The sequence below is a fragment of the Nocardioides sp. Kera G14 genome, assembly GCF_020715565.1.
GTDB lineage: Bacteria > Actinomycetota > Actinomycetes > Propionibacteriales > Nocardioidaceae > Nocardioides.
On the sequence record NZ_CP085839.1, the window covers coordinates 2,616,133 to 2,632,089 of the forward strand.

Consider the following 15,957-nt stretch of genomic DNA (forward strand, 5'->3'; position numbering starts at 1 on the left):
CCCCCGTCAGGCCTGCTCGGCGAGGACGGGCACAGGCAGCCCCGATCATCGAAGCAGCCGGTCGGCGGTGAGCGGGATGTCCCGGACCCGCACGCCGGTGGCGTGATAGGCAGCGTTGACGATCGCGGCAGCGGTGCCGACGATTCCGACCTCACCGATGCCGCGTGACCCCATGGGGGTGAAGACCTCGGTCTCGTCGTCGAGCCACTCGGCGTCGACGCCGAGGACGTCGGCGTGTGCCGCAACGTGGTAGGTCGCGAGGTCCTGCGTGACGACGTGACCGAACCGGGGGTCGCGCACGCTCTCCTCGAAGAGGGCGGCCGAGAGGCCCATGATCAGGCCGCCTCGGAACTGCGACAGCGCCGTGGTCGGGTTGATCACGCGCCCGACGTTGTAGACGCCGAGCAGTCGCGGCACACGGAGCTCACCGGTGTCGCGGTGCACGTGGACCTCGGCGAACACGGCACCGAAGGAGTGGAAGGAGAACTTCTGCTCCTCCTCACCCCGGATCGCTGAGGCCTCCGAGCGCAGCCCCGGGTCGGGTGCGTCACCGTGGTCGGCCCGGAACTGCTGGGCCGCGGCGACGATCGACGAGCCCCACGAACTGGTGCCGGAGGAGCCGCCGGCGACGGTGGCCATCGGCAGGGAGGAGTCGGCGATCCGGAGGTCGATGGCACGCACGTCGACCGACAGTGCGTCCGCCGCGATCTGCGTGAGCACGGTCCGTGCGCCCGTGCCGATGTCCACGGCCCCGATCGAGATCGCATAGCAGCCGTTGTCCAGCGACTCGATGCGGGCGACGTTGCCCGGCTGGCGCATGGCGGGGTACGTCGCCGACGCGACTCCCGTGCCGACCCACCACTCCCCTTCGCGCGTCGAGCGAGGCGCGACGGGGCGGTCGGCCCACCCGAAGCGCTCCGCGCCACGGTCGAAGCAGTCCATCAGACGCCGGCTGTCGAAGGGCAGACCGGTCTCCGGATCGGTGCTCGGCTCGTTGCGCCGACGCAGCTCGACCGGGTCCAGGCCGCACGCCTCGGCAAGCTCGTCCATCGCGACCTCGTGCGCATACATCCCGGGCATCTCGCCCGGCGCCCGCATCCACGACGGCACGGCGACGTCGAGCACGGCGAGGCGGTGGCTCGTGCGGCGGTTCGGGGCGGCGTACATCATCCGTGTCGGCGACGCGGTCTGCTCGGCGAACTCCTTGAGCGCCGAGGTCTGCTCCTGCGCAGCATGCTCGATCGCCACGAGCCGCCCATCCGCGGCAGCGCCGAGCCGGAAGTGCGAGATCGTCGCGGTGCGGTAGCCGGCCAGCGCGAACATCTGCTGACGCGTCATCGCGATCCGCACCGGCCGTCCGCCGGTCGTCCGGGCGGCGAGCGCCGCCGCGCTGACATGCGCGTGCGCCACGCCCTTGCTGCCGAAGCCGCCGCCGACGTACGGCGCCATCACCCGCACCTGCGCCTTCTCCAGGCCGAAGAGATCGGCCAAGGCCTGGGCCACCCCGTGCACGCCTTGGCTCGCGTCGTAGAGCGTCAGGGTCTCGGAGCCGTCCTCGCTCTCATCATTGCCCCACCACGCGACCGTGGCGTGCGGCTCGAGCGGGTTGTTGTGCTCGTAGGCGGTGCGATAGGTCTGCTCGACCACGACGTCGGCGGTGGCGAGTGCGGCGTCGACGTCGCCCTCGTCGGTGTCGGTCTCCTTGTCGGGGTTGACCTTCTCGGGGCGGTACGTCGCGTTGTCGGTGCGCAGCTCGGCCTCGAACGACTCTGCCTGCTGCTCCACCCGTACCAGCCGCGCGCCCTCCCGCGCCGCCTCCGAGGTCTCGGCCAGCACGAGAGCCACGATCTGGCCGCGGAAGTGGATCCGGTCGTCCTGGAGGATGGCGAGCTCACCGTCCTCAGTGCTCGCGAAGCGTGGCGCGTTGGTGTGGTCGAGCACCGCGACGACGCCGGGATGGGCCAGCGCCTCGGTGGCGTCGATCCGCGTGACGCGGCCGCGCGCGACGGTCGACGGCACCAGCCAGCACGACAGCGCCTCGTCGACGCGCTGGTCGGCGGCGTACGACGCCTCTCCGGTGACCTTCTCCAGGCCGTCGACGCGACGAAGGTCTGTGCCCATCGCCCGGGCTGCGATGGGGCTGGGAAGCACCTCGGTCACGACTCCTCCTCCCCCAGCTCCGGTGCCAGCCGCCGGAAGGCGAGTGCCGTTGCGTTGCGCACCATCGTCGCCTTGTACGCCGTCTCCTCGGTCGTCTCCGCCGCCTCGAGCTCCACCTCCGCGGCCGCGCGGACCGCCTCCTCGGTGAGCCTCACGCCGCGCAGCGCCTCCTCGGCACGATGCGCACGCCAGGGCTTATGGGCGACCCCTCCCCAGGCGATGCGCACGTCGCGCACGACACCGCTGTCATCGACGTCGAGGCCCGCAGCCACGGAGACCAGGGCGAAGGCGAAGGACGCCCGGTCGCGGACCTTGACGTAGGTCGACCGGCGGTAGACCGGAGAGGCTGACAGCTCGACGGCCGTGATGAGCTCGCCGTGGTCGAGGACGGTGTCGCGCTCGGGCTGGTCACCCGGGAGGCGGTGCAGCTCGTCGGCGGGCACGCGGCGCTCGCCGTCCGAGCGCAGCGTCACGAGCGAGGCGTCGACGGCGGCGAGCGCGACAGCGAGGTCAGAGGGATGCACGGTGACGCAGTCGGAACTGGCGCCGAGGATGGCGTTGTAACGGGCATATCCCTCCCGTGCCGAGCAGCCCGAGCCGGGCTCGCGCTTGTTGCAGGGCGTGGTCAGGTCCTGGAAGTAGACGCACCTCGTGCGCTGCAGCAGATTGCCGCCCGTCGTGGCCTGGTTGCGGATCTGGCCCGACGCGCCGGCGAGGAGGGCACGGCTCACGACAGGCCAGCCCGACCGCACGCGTCGGTCGGCGGCGAAGTCGCTGTTCCGCACGTTCGCCTCGATCCGCAGCCCACCGCCCTCGATCTCCTCAATGCGATCGAGCGGCAGGTGACTGACGTCGACCAGCGTCGAGGGCGTCGCGATGCCCAGCTTGAGGTGGTCGACGAGGTTGGTCCCACCCGCGAGGAAGCGCGCCTCCGGGTCGGCGGAGACCGCAGCGACCGCCTCGACCGGAGCGGAGGCGCGGACGTACTCGAGCTGCCTCATGCCCCGGCCACCTCGCGGACGGCGTCGAGGATGCCGACGTACGCGCCGCAGCGGCAGAGGTTGCCGCTCATCCGCTCACGGATCTCAGTGTCGGTGAGTCCCTCGAGACCGACGGGCTCCTCGAGGTTCTCGGTCGCGTGACTGGGATGCCCGCGGTCGACCTCGTCCAGCATGCCCACGGCCGAGCACACCTGGCCCGGCGTGCAGTAGCCGCACTGGTAGCCGTCGTGGTCGAGGAAGGCCCGATGCATCGGATGCGGATCCGGCCCGCCAGCCGAGAGGCCGGCCGCCGTAGTCAGCTCGGCGCCGTTGTACGAGACCGCGAGCGCCAGGCACGTGAGCTGCCGACGGCCGTCCACCAGCACCGTGCAGGACCCGCACTGCCCGTGGTCGCAGCCCTTCTTCGGCGAGGTGTTGCCGAGTCGCTCGCGGAGGGCGTCGAGCAGGGTCGTGCGGGTGTCGACCGTGACCTCGCGTGCGATGCCGTCGACCGTCAGGCTGATCACCGTCTCCATGACTGGCACTTACCCGACGGGAGCCCAACCATGTGACCACCCATGGGATGAGCCGGCATGGGTACTGCACCAGCCATGAACGAGACCATCAAGACGACCGCACAGGGAGTCGCCGCCGCGGGCGGTACGGCGCTGGCCGCTGCCACGCGCGGGGTCGCGGCTCTCCGACCGAGCGCGAAGCCGCTGCATCCCGCGGGGACGGTGCTGACCGGGCGCCTGCAGCGGCTCGGGACGGGTGTGCTCCATCCGACCCAGGTGCCGTGGATCGACGAGGCAGGTGAGGACGAGGTCGTCGTACGGCTCTCGAAGGCGATCGGGCTGCCCGACGGCGTGCCGGACATCCATGGGCTCGCGATGCGCGTGCCGACCGATGATGGCCCGGCCGATCTGCTCTTCGCGACGACGGGGACGAGCAGGATCGGACGGTTCGTCCTGCTGCCGAGCCGCGGCCCGCAGACGCGCCCGATGAGCACCCTGCTCCCCTATCGCAGCCCGAGCGGCCCACTCCTCCTCCTGGCGGACCACCAATCCGACGACACCGTCGAGCTGTCATGGGCCCGACCGAAAAGCGATTGGCACCAGTTCGCCGTGCTCCACCTCGGGGAACCGCACGGCGACCCGCAGATCTCCTTCGACCCGCTGCTCCACCAGATGCCCGGCTTGGATCAATACCCCGTGGTGCGACGACTGCGCGAGCCGTCGTACCTCTGGGCGCGCCGCAGCCGCCGCTGAGCGTCAGTGACCCGTGGCGTCCAGCGCTTCGGCGGCGAGCTTGCGGCCGAGGTCGATCATCTCGGCGGCGCGGTGGAAGTCGAGGGTGCGTGCCGCATCGGCGGGCACAGAGACGAGTACGTCGGGCGGCTGGCCCGCCAGCCGGTAGCGGGCGATCATCTCCTGCATCGCGTCCCATGACAGGGCGAGGACGTCCGTGACGCGGAGATCGGTCACGGGGCGGGTCTCGGTGGTGAGGTCGGCGTCCTCCATCTGGTCATCGGGAGTGGCGGAGCGGCCGAAGGCGCCGAGCAGGCGGTGCAGGACTCCGGTGCCGTCCTCATCGGCGGTGACCTCACCGGCATCCTCGACGACCGTTCCCCTGTTGCCGCGTCCGGCTCGAGCGCCCTGGAGCGAGACCGCCACGGTGAAGTCGGCGTCGACTCCCACGACCGGCTCGACGGGAAGCGGGTTGAGCAGGCCGCCGTCGACCAGCACGCGCCCGTTCCACGCCACCGGCACGAACATGCCGGGGATCCCGATCGACGCACGGATCGCCTTCACCAGCGGCCCGCTCTGGAACCAGACCTCACGCCGTGACTCGAGGTCCGTTGCGATCGCCGTGAACGGGATGGGCAGATCCTCGATCGTCTGGTCTCCGACCAGGCCGCTCAGCTCAGCCATGACACCGCTGGCGTTGATCGCTCCGCCCGCGCGCCACTTGGGATCGAGCAGCCGCAGGATGTCCCGCTGCCGCAGCGACGACGCCCAGTCGGCGAACTCCTCGTCCTTGCCGGCAGCGACCAGGCCGCCGACCACCGCGCCCATCGAGGTGCCGGCGACGGCGACGATCTCGTAACCCCGCGACCGGATCTCCTCGACCGCACCCAGGTGCGCATAGCCGCGCGCCCCGCCCGAGCCGAGCGCGAGCGCAACGCGCCCCGTGGATGCCATCAGCTGCCCCATTCACCGTGCCTGGATGTCTTCTCCAGTCATTCTGGCAGCGGGCCCGCAGGCTCGCGGACGTGCCCTACACAAGAGACGGACCGGCTGGACCTAGCCTGTGGCCTGTGCGCGAGACCGATCCCATCGCCGAGGCGGCGCGGCAGTGGCGCGCCCACGGATGGGAGGCGGCGGCCGACGGCATGACGCTCGTGACGTCGATCGTCCGCGTGCACCAACTCCTCATGGAGCAGATCGACGCGACCTTGCGGCCGTTCGGGCTGACCTTCGCGCGCTTCGAGGCGCTCCGCCTGCTCGCGTTCACCAGCAAGGGCGAGCTGCCGATGTCGAAGCTCGGCTCACTCCTCCAGGTGCACCCGACCTCCGTGACCTCGGCGGTGAGTCGCCTCGAGGAGCAGGGCTTCGCCCGACGTACGCCGAGCGAGACCGACAAGCGCGTCGTCCTCGCGACCATCACCGACTCCGGCCGGAAGATCGTCGAGGAGGCGACGGAGGCGCTCAACAGTGCGGTCTTCAACGAGCCCGGCCCCTCCCATCAGGACGTCGCGACCCTGATCACGCAGCTGAGCGGCTTCCGCGCCGTGCTCGGCGACTCCTAGACGTTCCGCCGGTACTGGCCGCCGACCTCGAAGAACGCCTCGGTGATCTGGCCGAGCGAGCAGACCCGCGCGGCCTCCATCAGCACCGCGAAGACGTTCTCCTCAGAAGCGGCAGCAGCCTTCAGCCGCTCGAGGGCCGCCGCAGACTCCGACCGGTGCCGCGCCTGGAAGTCCCGCACCCGCTCGAGCTGCGAGCGCTTCTCGTCCTCCGTCGCACGCGCGAGCTCGACCGTGCCGTCCTCGACCTCAGAGTCGGGGCGACGGAACGTGTTGACGCCGATGATCGGCAGCGAGCCGTCGTGCTTGCGGCGCTCGTAGAGCATCGACTCGTCCTGGATCCGACCGCGCTGGTAGCCGGTCTCCATCGCACCCAGCACGCCACCGCGTTCGGAGATCCGCTCGAACTCCAGGAGCACCGCCTCCTCCACGAGATCGGTCAGCTCGTCGATGATGTAGGAGCCCTGCAGCGGGTTCTCGTTCATCGCCAGACCCCACTCGCGGTTGATGATCAACTGGATCGCCAACGCCCGACGCACCGACTCAGCACTCGGCGTCGTGACGGCCTCGTCGTAGGCGTTGGTGTGCAAGGAGTTTGCGTTGTCGTATATCGCGATCAGCGCCTGCAGCGTGGTGCGGATGTCGTTGAAGTCCATCTCCTGCGCGTGCAGGCTCCGCCCCGAGGTCTGCACGTGGTACTTGAGTTTCTGGGACCGCTCTCCCGCGCCGTAGCGGTCCCGCATGGCGACGGCCCAGATCCGGCGGGCGACCCGGCCGATGACCGAGTACTCGGGGTCCATCCCGTTGGAGAAGAAGAACGAGAGGTTCGGCGCGAAGTCGTCGATGTCCATGCCGCGGGCGAGGTAGGACTCGACGTACGTGAAGCCGTTGGCCAGCGTGAACGCAAGCTGCGAGAGAGGGTTCGCCCCGGCCTCGGCGATGTGGTAGCCGGAGATCGAGACGGAGTAGAAGTTGCGGACCTCGTGGTCGATGAACCACTGCTGGATGTCGGCCATGCAGCGCAGCGAGAACTCGGTGGAGAAGAGGCAGGTGTTCTGCCCCTGGTCCTCCTTGAGGATGTCGGCCTGCACGGTGCCGCGCACCCGCGCGAGCGCCTCGGCCGGCTCGATCCCCTGCGCGGCCGCCTGGTCCAGCACGGTGTTGAGGAAGAAGGCGAGCACCGTGGGCGCAGGCCCGTTGATGGTCATCGAGACCGACGTCGATGGCGCGAGCAGGTCGAAGCCGTCGTACAGCGCCTTCATGTCGTCCAGCGTCGCCACCGAGACGCCGGACGTGCCGACCTTGCCGTAGACGTCGGGGCTCTCACCGGGATCACGGCCGTAGAGCGTCACCGAGTCGAATGCGGTCGACAGCCGGGTGGCGGACTGGCCCTCCGCGAGCAGGTGGAAGCGGCGGTTGGTGCGGAAGGGGTCGCCCTCCCCCGCGAACATCCGCGCGGGATCCTCGTCCTCGCGCTTGAAGGGGAAGACGCCGGCGGTGAAGGGGAAACGTCCCGGCAGGTTCTCGCGCCGCCAGAAGCGCACGAGCGCAGGCCAGTCGTCGGTGCGCGGCAGGGCGACGATCGGCACCTCGGTGCCGCTGAGCGACGTCCGCGTCCTTTCCCCGTACGTCGACTTCGTCTCGTCCCACGCGGCCAACTGCGTGCTCACGTCGGTCGGGAGTGCGTCGCGCAGCTCCTGGGCCTTGCGTCCGAGGCTCGTCTCCTCGGCCGCGACGATCTCGAAGGCCTGGGCCCTGCGCGCGAGGCCGGCGAGGCGCTCGGTCTCGGCGTGGAAGTCGCGCACGGTGGCGGCGATCTCGGCGAGGTAGCGGACGCGTTCGCCGGGGATGATCCCGGCCGCGCCGGACGAGTGCCGTACCGACACCGGCGCGAGCACCCCTTCGTTGAAGCACACCCCGAGCTCACGCAAACGCGACCGCAGCTCCTGGTACAGCGCAGTCACACCGTCGTCGTTGAAGGTCGCCGCCGACGTGCCGAAGACCGGCATGTCCTCCGGAGCCAGGTCGAAGGACTCCCGGTTGCGCACCATCTGGCGGGCCACGTCGCGCAGCGCATCGGCAGCTCCACGACGCTCGAACTTGTTGATCACGACGACGTCGGCGTAGTCGAGCATGTCGATCTTCTCGAGCTGGCTGGCCGCGCCGAACTCCGGCGTCATGACGTAGACGGGGAGGTCGACGTACGGCACGATGCCGGCGTCGCCCTGGCCGATGCCCGGCGTCTCGACGATCACGAGGTCGAAGCCCGCCGCCTTGATCACGGTGAGCACGTCCGAGAGGTGCTCGGGAATCTCGTGCGCGCCGCGGGTCGCCAGCGAGCGGTAGTAGACCGCGTCTCCGCCGATGGAGTTCATCCGGATCCGGTCGCCGAGCAGCGCGCCACCGCCGCGGCGACGCGTGGGGTCGATGGCGAGGACGGCGACGCGGAGCTTGTCCTCCTGGTCGACGCGGAGTCGTCGGATCAACTCGTCGGTGACGCTCGACTTGCCGGAGCCACCCGTGCCGGTGATGCCGACAATGGGCACGACACGCGCGGCCGCCGCCTCGCCGAGCCGCGCCAGCATCTCCGGCGGCAGCGCGCCGGTCTCGGCGCCGGTGATCGCCCGCGCGAGCGCTCCGCGATCACCTGCGAGCACCTCGTCGGCGGAGGTCGAGCGAAGCTCCCAGAGGTCCACGTCCGCCGTCGAGACGACGCTGCCGACCATGCCGGGCAGGCCGAGCCGCTGTCCGTCCTCGGGAGAGAAGATCGTGACGCCACTCTCCTTGAGACGGGAGATCTCCTCGGGCACGATCACGCCTCCTCCCCCTCCCACGACCCGGATGTGGCCGGCGCCGCGCTCGCGCAGGAGCTGGACGAGGTACTCGAAGTACTCGACGTGTCCGCCTTGGTACGACGACACCGCGACCGCGTTGACGTCCTCCTCGATCGCCGCTTCCACGACCTCGAGGACGGACCGGTTGTGCCCGAGATGGATCACCTCGCAGCCCTGCGACTGGAAGATCCGCCGCATGATGTTGATCGCGGCGTCGTGACCGTCGAAGAGGCTGCTCGCGGTCACGAGGCGCACAGGGTTCTCGGGCATGTTCAAAATACTAGGACGTCCAAGTAACGCCCACAAGGCAGCTCCGCTCATCTCAGAGGGCCCTCAGCCAAACCTGTTCCCTGGTATCAGACGGTGTCCGTAGTCTCGTCGGCATGACGACACCCATTCCTCTCCCCCGGCGGACCCTGTCACGGCGATGGCTCCTGGCCGGCGTGCCAGCGGCAGGCCTCGTGCTGGCCGGTTGCGGCTCCGAGTCGACCTCGTCCTCCGGCGGCACGAGCAGCGCCACGGCGACCGCCTCGAGCACCGCCACCGCTGACGGCGCAGCCGCCGCCGGATCGGTCGCCGCACTGGCCCAGGCCTTCTACGCGACGCTGGACGATGACCAGAAGACCGCCACCCTGCTGGACTACAGCCTCAGCAACGCCGCGCGGTGGTCGAACCTGCCGCAGGGCCTGATCGCGGGCGGTGGCTCCGGTGGAGGCGCTCCCGGCGGTGGCTCAGGCGGCACCCCACCCGGCGGCGCCTCAGGCGGCACGCCGCCCAGCGGTGCTCCCGGCGACAGCGGCGACAGCAGCAGTGGTGGCGGTGCCGCGGCCGGCACAGGTAGCAGCAGCCAGAGCCGGGTCGGGATCAACCTCGGCACACTCAGCGACGACCAGCTGACTGCGTTCGACGCGTTGCTCAAGGCGGCCACCGGCACCAAGGCCGGCCTCGGCTATGCGGAGATCACCGCACATCTCGCCGCCGACGACTACCTCAGCGCCAACGGAGGCGGGGACACCTACGGCCGCAGCAACTTCTACGTCGCCCTCCTCGGCAGTCCCCAGGACAGCGGCACGTGGGAGTTCCAGTTCGGCGGCCACCACCTCGCCGTCGCCAACACGTACGTCGACGGCGTGCTCACCGGCGCCACCCCGTCCTTCCGCGGGATCGAGCCCAACGGCGACTTCACGCAGGACGGCAAGAGCTACAACGCGCTCAAGGTCAAGGAGAGCGCTTTCACCGCGCTCCTCGCCGGCCTGTCCAGTGACCAGCTCGCGAGCGCCAAGCTGTCCGATGTCTACAGCGACCTCGTGCTCGGCCCGGGCAAGGATTGGGCGTTCCCCACCGACCATGAAGGTGTGCAGGTCTCCGGCCTGTCGACCGCTCAGAAGAAGCTCGTGCTCGCCGCCATGGCGACGTACGTCGACGACATCGCAGACGACGACGCCGCGAAGATCCTCGCCCGCTACGCGAGCGAGCTCGACGACACCTACGTCGCCTACTCCGGGACGACCGCACTCACCGAGAAGAACGACTACGTCCGCATCGACGGGCCGTCGGTGTGGATCGAGTTCTCGATGCAGAACGGCATCGTGCTGCAGGGCAACCACCCGCACTCGGTGTGGCGTGACCGGACCACCGACTACGGCGGCACCAAGAGCTGATGGTCGTCGCCGTACGCCGACTGGCTGCCGTCCTCGCCGCCGCGGTCGCCACCCTGGTGGCCGTGGTGGCGATGGCGCTGCCGGCGTCGGCGCACGTCCTTCCGACCTCGACGATCCAGCTCGCCGTCACGGCCAGCAACGTCGTGGCGACCGTCGACATCCCGCTGTCCGACCTCGAGGCCGCGACCGGCCTCGATCTCGGCGACGAGACGCAGGCGGACATCGACTCCCAGGCCGACGCCCTCAAGGACTACCTGCTCACCCACTTCGCCCCGACCAGCGATGACGGCGACGCCTGGACCGTCACGGAGGGGACGCTCACCGTCGACAGCGCAGGAGATGCCGCCACCACCGGAATCTACGATCAAGTCGAGACGACCTTCACCCTCACTCCGCCGGCCGGCAGCGACATCGCCGAGGAGGAGAGCTCCTTCGATCTCGGTTACGACGCCGTCGTCGAGAAGGTCGCGACCCACACCGTGATCGTGACCGTGGCCTCTGACACCACCGACAAGAGCTTCAGCGGGGCCTACGAGGTCGGGACGGTCCAGCGGGACACCGTCACCAACAAGGTCGAGGAGCTCCACGTCGAGCTCGGCTCCGGCAGCTCACCCTCGGCTCTCGGCGACATGGTGAAGCTCGGGATGCAGCACATCAAGGAGGGCACCGACCACCAGTTGTTCCTGCTCACCCTCCTGCTCCCCGCTCCCCTGCTGGCGGCCGGTCGGCGCTGGGGCCGAGCCGTCGGCGGTCGTCGGGCCGTACGCCGGATCACGGCCGTCACGCTCGCGTTCACGCTCGGCCACTCCCTCACCCTCGCGCTCGGGGCGCTCGGCGTGCCCGTTCCTCAGCAGTTGGTGGAGGCGGCGATCGCGGCCAGCATCCTGGTCGCCGCCGTCCATGCGATCCGGCCGCTGTTCCCAGGCCGTGAGGCGCTGGTCGCCGCCGCCTTCGGACTCGTCCACGGACTGGCCTTCTCCGAAGCCCTCCGAGCACTCCACCTCACCGGCACCCACCTCGTGCTCGCCCTGCTCGGGTTCAACCTCGGCATCGAGGCCATGCAGCTGATCGTCGTCGTCCTCGTCCTGCCACCACTCGTGCTCATCGCACGCTCGGACCACTACGGCCGGCTCCGGGTCGCTGCGGCGGCGGTCACCGGGCTGGCTGCCGTCGGCTGGCTCACCGCGCGACTGGGCCTCGCCAACCCGGTGGCCGATCTCGCCGACCAGCTCGGCACCATGGCGGCGCCGGTCGTCATGACCCTCTGGGTGGTAGCGCTCCTCCTCACAGTCACACGGCGAGCACCGGCTCCCGCCCGTGCGTGAGACCGCCGACCTCCCGTCCGGCAACCACCGTCGTCGTCACACGGGCCTCGAGCAGACTCTCCACCCCTTCCTGGAAGGGATCCCGATCCAGCACGATGAAGTCGGCGCTCAGCCCGGACTCCAGGCGCCCGGTGACGCCCTCCCACCCGGCCGCCCATGCGGCCTCCCGGGTCGCTCGCAGCAGTGCGGTCTCGAGCGTCATGGCGTAGCCCGCATGGTTGGCCGGCAGGTCTGAGCGGGACGCCGAACGTCGGGTGGTGGCGACGTACAGGTTCGGCAGGGGCGCGTACGGCGCCGTCGGCGCGTCCGATCCGATGACCAGTCGCACGCCGGCCTCCTCGAGCTCGGTCCACGGGAAGCCGCGGGCGACGCGGGTGTCGCCGAGCATCTCCCGCCAGTTCTCCTGGATCGCCGGGTCGGCGTGCACCGGCTGGACCGAGGCGATCACGCCCAGCTTGCCCATCCGCCCGATCACGTCGGGGGTGACGGTCTCGAGGTGCTCGATCCGGTGGCGTCGCGGATGGTCGCCGTTGACCTCGCACGCGTGCTCGAGCGCACCGAGAGCGAGCGCCGACGCGCGGTCGCCGATGGCGTGCATGGCCACCTGGAGCCCGGCCCGATCGGCCCGTGCGACCACGGCGTTGAGCGAGTCGGCGTCCCAGATCGCGTCGGGATGGCGGCCGTCCGCGAACGGGTGCACCATCGCCGCCGTACAGCTGTCGATCACCCCGTCGACGAAGATCTTGATGCCGGCGACCCGCAGCCACGGGCCCTGGTGGCGCTGCGACAGTGCGATGGCCCGGTCGACCTGGGCAAGCTCCTCGGCGTGATCACCATGGCGGTTGATGATCCAGTGGCCGGCGACCCGGAGCGGCAGGCGTCCCTCGCCGGCCTCGAGCGCCGACTCCAGAGCGGTGAGCTCCGGGTCGCCCAGGCCCATGTCGACCGCTGCCGTCACGCCGGCGGCGAGGTAGTGCTCGAAGGCGCTCTGCAGAGCCGCGAGCCGGTCGGCGTCGGTGGTCAGGCCGTCGAGCACGTCGCGCATCAGGCCGAGCGCAGCTCGCTCATAGAGCATCCCGGTGGCGACTCCGTCGGCGTCGCGGGCGATCTCGCCACTGAGGGGGTCCGGCGTCTCAGGGCCGATACCGAGCTCGGCCAGGGCCGCCGTGTTGACCCAGGCCGAGTGCTGGTCCGACGCGGCGAGGTAGACCGGCCGGTCCGGCACTGCCTGGTCGAGCATCTGCCGGGTGGGCAGTTGCCCGTCGAGGGCGGCGAAGAGCCAGCCGAAGCCGCAGAGCCGCGGGGCGTCGGGGTCGGCCGCCGCCGTACGACGGAGGCGGTCCTGGATCTCGGCCAGGTCCGCTGCGTCGGCGAGATCGATCTGCCCGAGCGCCTCGCCCAGGCCGACGATGTGGGCGTGGGCGTCGACGATGCCCGGGAGGACCAGCGCACCCTCGAGATCGACCGTCCGGGTGAGGCCCTCGATCCGCTCGGCATCCTCGGTCGAGCCGACGTGGAGGAGGGTGTCGTCGTCGACGACGAGGGAGGACGCCCACTCCTGCTCGGTCGCCGTGAAGATCCGGCCACCTCGATAGTGCACGCGGCTCATCGGGTCACCTCCCGCTCGACCCAGGTCCGCATGAGGAGGAGGTAGACGGCCGCCGGGACGACCAGGCCCACCGGGACCGAGATGTCGATACCGCCGATCGCGTCGGCGATCGGGCCGGTGTAGACCGGCGCGGCGCTGCAGAGCAGCGCGAGCGCGATCCCTCCGACGAGAGCGATCGCCCCGGCCGGGTTGACGCCGCCGGCGTACCAGAACCGGCTGCCCGGCCGCTGGTCGCCGAGTTCGACGCCGTCGTAGCGGTTGCGGCGCAGCCACATGTCGGCGACATAGATCGACATCACCGGCGCCAGCACGGCGGCGATGAGCTGCATCGCGTTGGAGACGCTGTCGAGGAAGTTCCACACGAGCAGGCCGAAGAGGGTCATGGCGGTGCCGACGATGCCGTCGAGGACGACGGTGCGGGAGCGGCGCATGCGGATGCCGATGGACTGCAGCGCCAGGCCGGAGCTGTAGGCGGTCATGGCGTTGTTGGCGATGGTCGCGACGATCACGGCGACCAGGAAGATCGGGGCGAACCACGACGGCAGCAGCCCCTCGGCCGCCGCCTGGGCGTCGGAGGCGTCGACGGCCGTGGCGGCGAGCGCACCGGCCCCGGTGACGACCAGGCCCGGAAGGATGCAGCCGAGGGCGGTCCAGAAGGCGACCTTCGCGACCGGGGTGGCGCTCGGCAGGTAGCGCGCGAAGTCGGCGCTGTTGGTGTAGGAGAGCGGCCCGGAGGCGACCAGGGCGAAGGCGGCCGCCAGCGTCGCCCAGAGCTCCGTCCCGCCGAGGTGGGTCGCCGGCGTGTAGTTCCAGTCGGCGCCCCGCACCACGTAGACGATCATGACCGCGAAGATCGCGGTGAGCACCAGCGCCATCGGCTGGTAGATCCGCATGATGAAGCCGTGCCCGTAGACGCTGATCGCGAGGGTCGCGGCGGCGATGAGGACGATCACGGCCACCTTGACCGGCGTCGTCGCGGAGAGCCCGGCGCGCTCGACGAGGCTGAAGCCGACGTACGACGCCGCCGACCAGTTCAACGCCAAGTAGCAGACACTCACGAGCCAGCCGGTCAGCGCGACGTTGACCCGGTTGCCGCGCACGCCGTACATCGTGCGGGTGATGACCTCGCTCGGCGTCCCGGCCGCCGGGCCGCTGCCGGCCACTGTCCCGGTGAAGAGGGAGCAGAGGCTGCCGGCGAGGACGACCGCCATGGCCTGCCACAGGCTCAGCCCCATCAGGACGAGGACCGTGCCGATGATGAAGCCGAGGAAGTTGACGTTGGCTGCCGCCCAGACCCCGAAGAGGCTCGAGGCGCGGCCGTAGCGTTCGGACTCGGGGATCGCGTCGATGCCGTGGCTCTCGATCGAGAGCCCCGCACCGGGGTGCGGCCAGTCGGCTGGGATGTCTGCTGCGGCGTCTGTCATGGTCCCGCTCACCTTTCACTGCGGCCCTCGTGGCCTCACTCGCGTCGGAGCGTAGATATCCAAATCGATTTGGACAATGGGTAGTCTGCCGGCCATGACGGTGCGTCGCGCGACGATCCAGGACGTCGCCCGCAAGGCGGGCGTCTCGGCCACGACCGTGTCGCACACCTTCAGCGGCAACGGGTTCGTCGCCACCGCCACGCAGAAGCGCGTGCGCGAGGCCGCCAGCGCGCTCGGCTACCGGCCCGATGCGCTTGCGCGTGGCCTTCGGAGCAGCCGATTCGGTGCCGTCGCGCTGGTCGAGCGGAGCCTGATGGCCGACGTGACCCGGTGGGTCCTCGGGGTCGACTACTTCCTGCGTTTCGCCGGCGCCGCCGCGCTCGCCGCAGTCGATCAGGGCTTCGCGCTGATGTTCGTCGCCGACCCCTCTGACAACGCCGCGCCGAGCGCCGCGCTGGCCTGCGACGGATTCCTGCTCACCGAGCCGCTGGAGGACGACCCTCTCCTCGCGATGCTCGACCACCACGGCATCCCCTACGTCACCGTCGGACGCGACCCGGGCCGCAGCCACGACGCCTCCTCCGGGGTGGCGGACGCCACCGTCGTCGACATCGCCACCGAGCTCATCACCATGCGCGCCGTCGAGCATCTCCTGGACGGCGGCGCGACGCGGGTGGCGATCATGGTCGGCACCCATCGCGACGCGTGGACCCTCGACTCCGAGTTCCACTACCGGGCCTGGGCCGAGGGCCGGGGCGAGGAGCCGATCGTGCTCCAGCAGCCCGAGGAGGACGGCGTCGCCGCCGGCCACCGGGCGGCCGCAGAGCTTCTCGCGCACCATCCCGAGGTCGACGCCGTCTACGTGCTGACAGCCGATCATGCCGTCGGGCTCCAGGAGGCCCTCCGAGCCCACGGGCGGGACGACGTACTCCTGCTCGGCGGTTCAGACTCCGCCGTCCTCCGGAGCGCCGACCCTCCCATCAGCGCCGTCGACCTCCAGCCCGAGGCCCTCGCCTGGGAGGCCGTCATGCGGCTGCTCAACCTGATCGACGGCGGTGACCGATCGGCGCCGACGCCCGAGCACGGTCAGATCCTCGTCCGCGGCCGAGCCTCACGGCCGGAGGAGGACGGGCCCGAGTCGCCGGGAGCCCGCTAACG

At 70.6% G+C, this 15,957-nt stretch carries 12 protein-coding genes; 5 read left to right on the forward strand and 7 right to left on the reverse strand.

Going from position 1 to position 15,957, the window contains the following annotated elements:
• Window positions 1-45 precede the first annotated feature (45 nt).
• Genes LH076_RS12850 through LH076_RS12860 form a run of 3 tightly spaced genes read right to left on the reverse strand, consistent with a single transcriptional unit; the run spans window position 46 to window position 3,676 of the window.
• A complete protein-coding gene (locus LH076_RS12850) occupies window positions 46-2,160 on the reverse strand; it encodes a xanthine dehydrogenase family protein molybdopterin-binding subunit (RefSeq protein ID WP_227781130.1) in 2,115 nt (704 codons plus the stop codon).
• Complete coding sequence (locus LH076_RS12855; RefSeq protein ID WP_227781131.1) at window positions 2,157-3,161, reverse strand: FAD binding domain-containing protein; 1,005 nt, start codon at window positions 3,159-3,161, stop codon at window positions 2,157-2,159. The genes LH076_RS12850 and LH076_RS12855 overlap by 4 nt, the downstream gene beginning before the upstream one ends.
• A complete protein-coding gene (locus LH076_RS12860; RefSeq protein WP_227781132.1) occupies window positions 3,158-3,676 on the reverse strand; it encodes a 2Fe-2S iron-sulfur cluster-binding protein in 519 nt (172 codons plus the stop codon). Before LH076_RS12860 ends, LH076_RS12855 begins: the two co-directional genes overlap by 4 nt.
• 75 nt (window positions 3,677-3,751) lie before the next feature.
• Between LH076_RS12860 and LH076_RS12865 the strand changes: the two genes are divergently transcribed.
• Window positions 3,752-4,408, forward strand: a complete 657-nt coding sequence (locus LH076_RS12865) for a hypothetical protein (RefSeq protein ID WP_227781133.1) — start codon at window positions 3,752-3,754, stop codon at window positions 4,406-4,408.
• Window positions 4,409-4,411: 3 nt separating this feature from the next.
• On the opposite strand, the gene LH076_RS12870 is transcribed toward LH076_RS12865, so the two are convergent.
• Window positions 4,412-5,341 (reverse strand): patatin-like phospholipase family protein, encoded by a 930-nt coding sequence (locus LH076_RS12870; RefSeq protein ID WP_227781135.1) that lies wholly within the window; start codon window positions 5,339-5,341, stop codon window positions 4,412-4,414.
• Between the two features lie 116 nt (window positions 5,342-5,457).
• Between LH076_RS12870 and LH076_RS12875 the strand changes: the two genes are divergently transcribed.
• On the forward strand, window positions 5,458-5,949 hold the full coding sequence (locus LH076_RS12875) for a MarR family winged helix-turn-helix transcriptional regulator (RefSeq protein WP_227781136.1): 492 nt from the start codon (window positions 5,458-5,460) through the stop codon (window positions 5,947-5,949).
• Here LH076_RS12875 and icmF read toward each other — a convergent pair.
• Window positions 5,946-9,050, reverse strand: a complete 3,105-nt coding sequence (gene icmF / locus LH076_RS12880) for a fused isobutyryl-CoA mutase/GTPase IcmF (RefSeq protein ID WP_227781137.1) — start codon at window positions 9,048-9,050, stop codon at window positions 5,946-5,948. The genes LH076_RS12875 and icmF overlap by 4 nt on opposite strands.
• A 113-nt stretch (window positions 9,051-9,163) precedes the next feature.
• On the opposite strand from icmF, the gene LH076_RS12885 reads away from it, so the two are divergent.
• Window positions 9,164-10,441: a DUF3500 domain-containing protein gene (locus LH076_RS12885; RefSeq protein WP_227781138.1), complete on the forward strand. Its 1,278-nt coding sequence runs from the start codon at window positions 9,164-9,166 to the stop codon at window positions 10,439-10,441.
• On the forward strand, window positions 10,441-11,766 hold the full coding sequence (locus tag LH076_RS12890) for a HupE/UreJ family protein (RefSeq protein ID WP_227781139.1): 1,326 nt from the start codon (window positions 10,441-10,443) through the stop codon (window positions 11,764-11,766). The genes LH076_RS12885 and LH076_RS12890 overlap by 1 nt, the downstream gene beginning before the upstream one ends.
• Here LH076_RS12890 and LH076_RS12895 read toward each other — a convergent pair.
• Window positions 11,732-13,375 carry an amidohydrolase gene (locus LH076_RS12895; protein ID WP_227781140.1) on the reverse strand — a complete coding sequence of 548 codons (1,644 nt, stop codon included), beginning with the start codon at window positions 13,373-13,375 and terminating at the stop codon, window positions 11,732-11,734. The two genes, LH076_RS12890 and LH076_RS12895, sit on opposite strands and share 35 nt — an antisense overlap.
• Window positions 13,372-14,799, reverse strand: a complete 1,428-nt coding sequence (locus LH076_RS12900; RefSeq protein ID WP_227781141.1) for a purine-cytosine permease family protein — start codon at window positions 14,797-14,799, stop codon at window positions 13,372-13,374. The genes LH076_RS12895 and LH076_RS12900 overlap by 4 nt, the downstream gene beginning before the upstream one ends.
• Window positions 14,800-14,893: 94 nt before the next feature.
• Between LH076_RS12900 and LH076_RS12905 the strand changes: the two genes are divergently transcribed.
• Window positions 14,894-15,955 carry a LacI family DNA-binding transcriptional regulator gene (locus LH076_RS12905; RefSeq protein WP_227781142.1) on the forward strand — a complete coding sequence of 354 codons (1,062 nt, stop codon included), beginning with the start codon at window positions 14,894-14,896 and terminating at the stop codon, window positions 15,953-15,955.
• Window positions 15,956-15,957 lie beyond the last annotated feature (2 nt).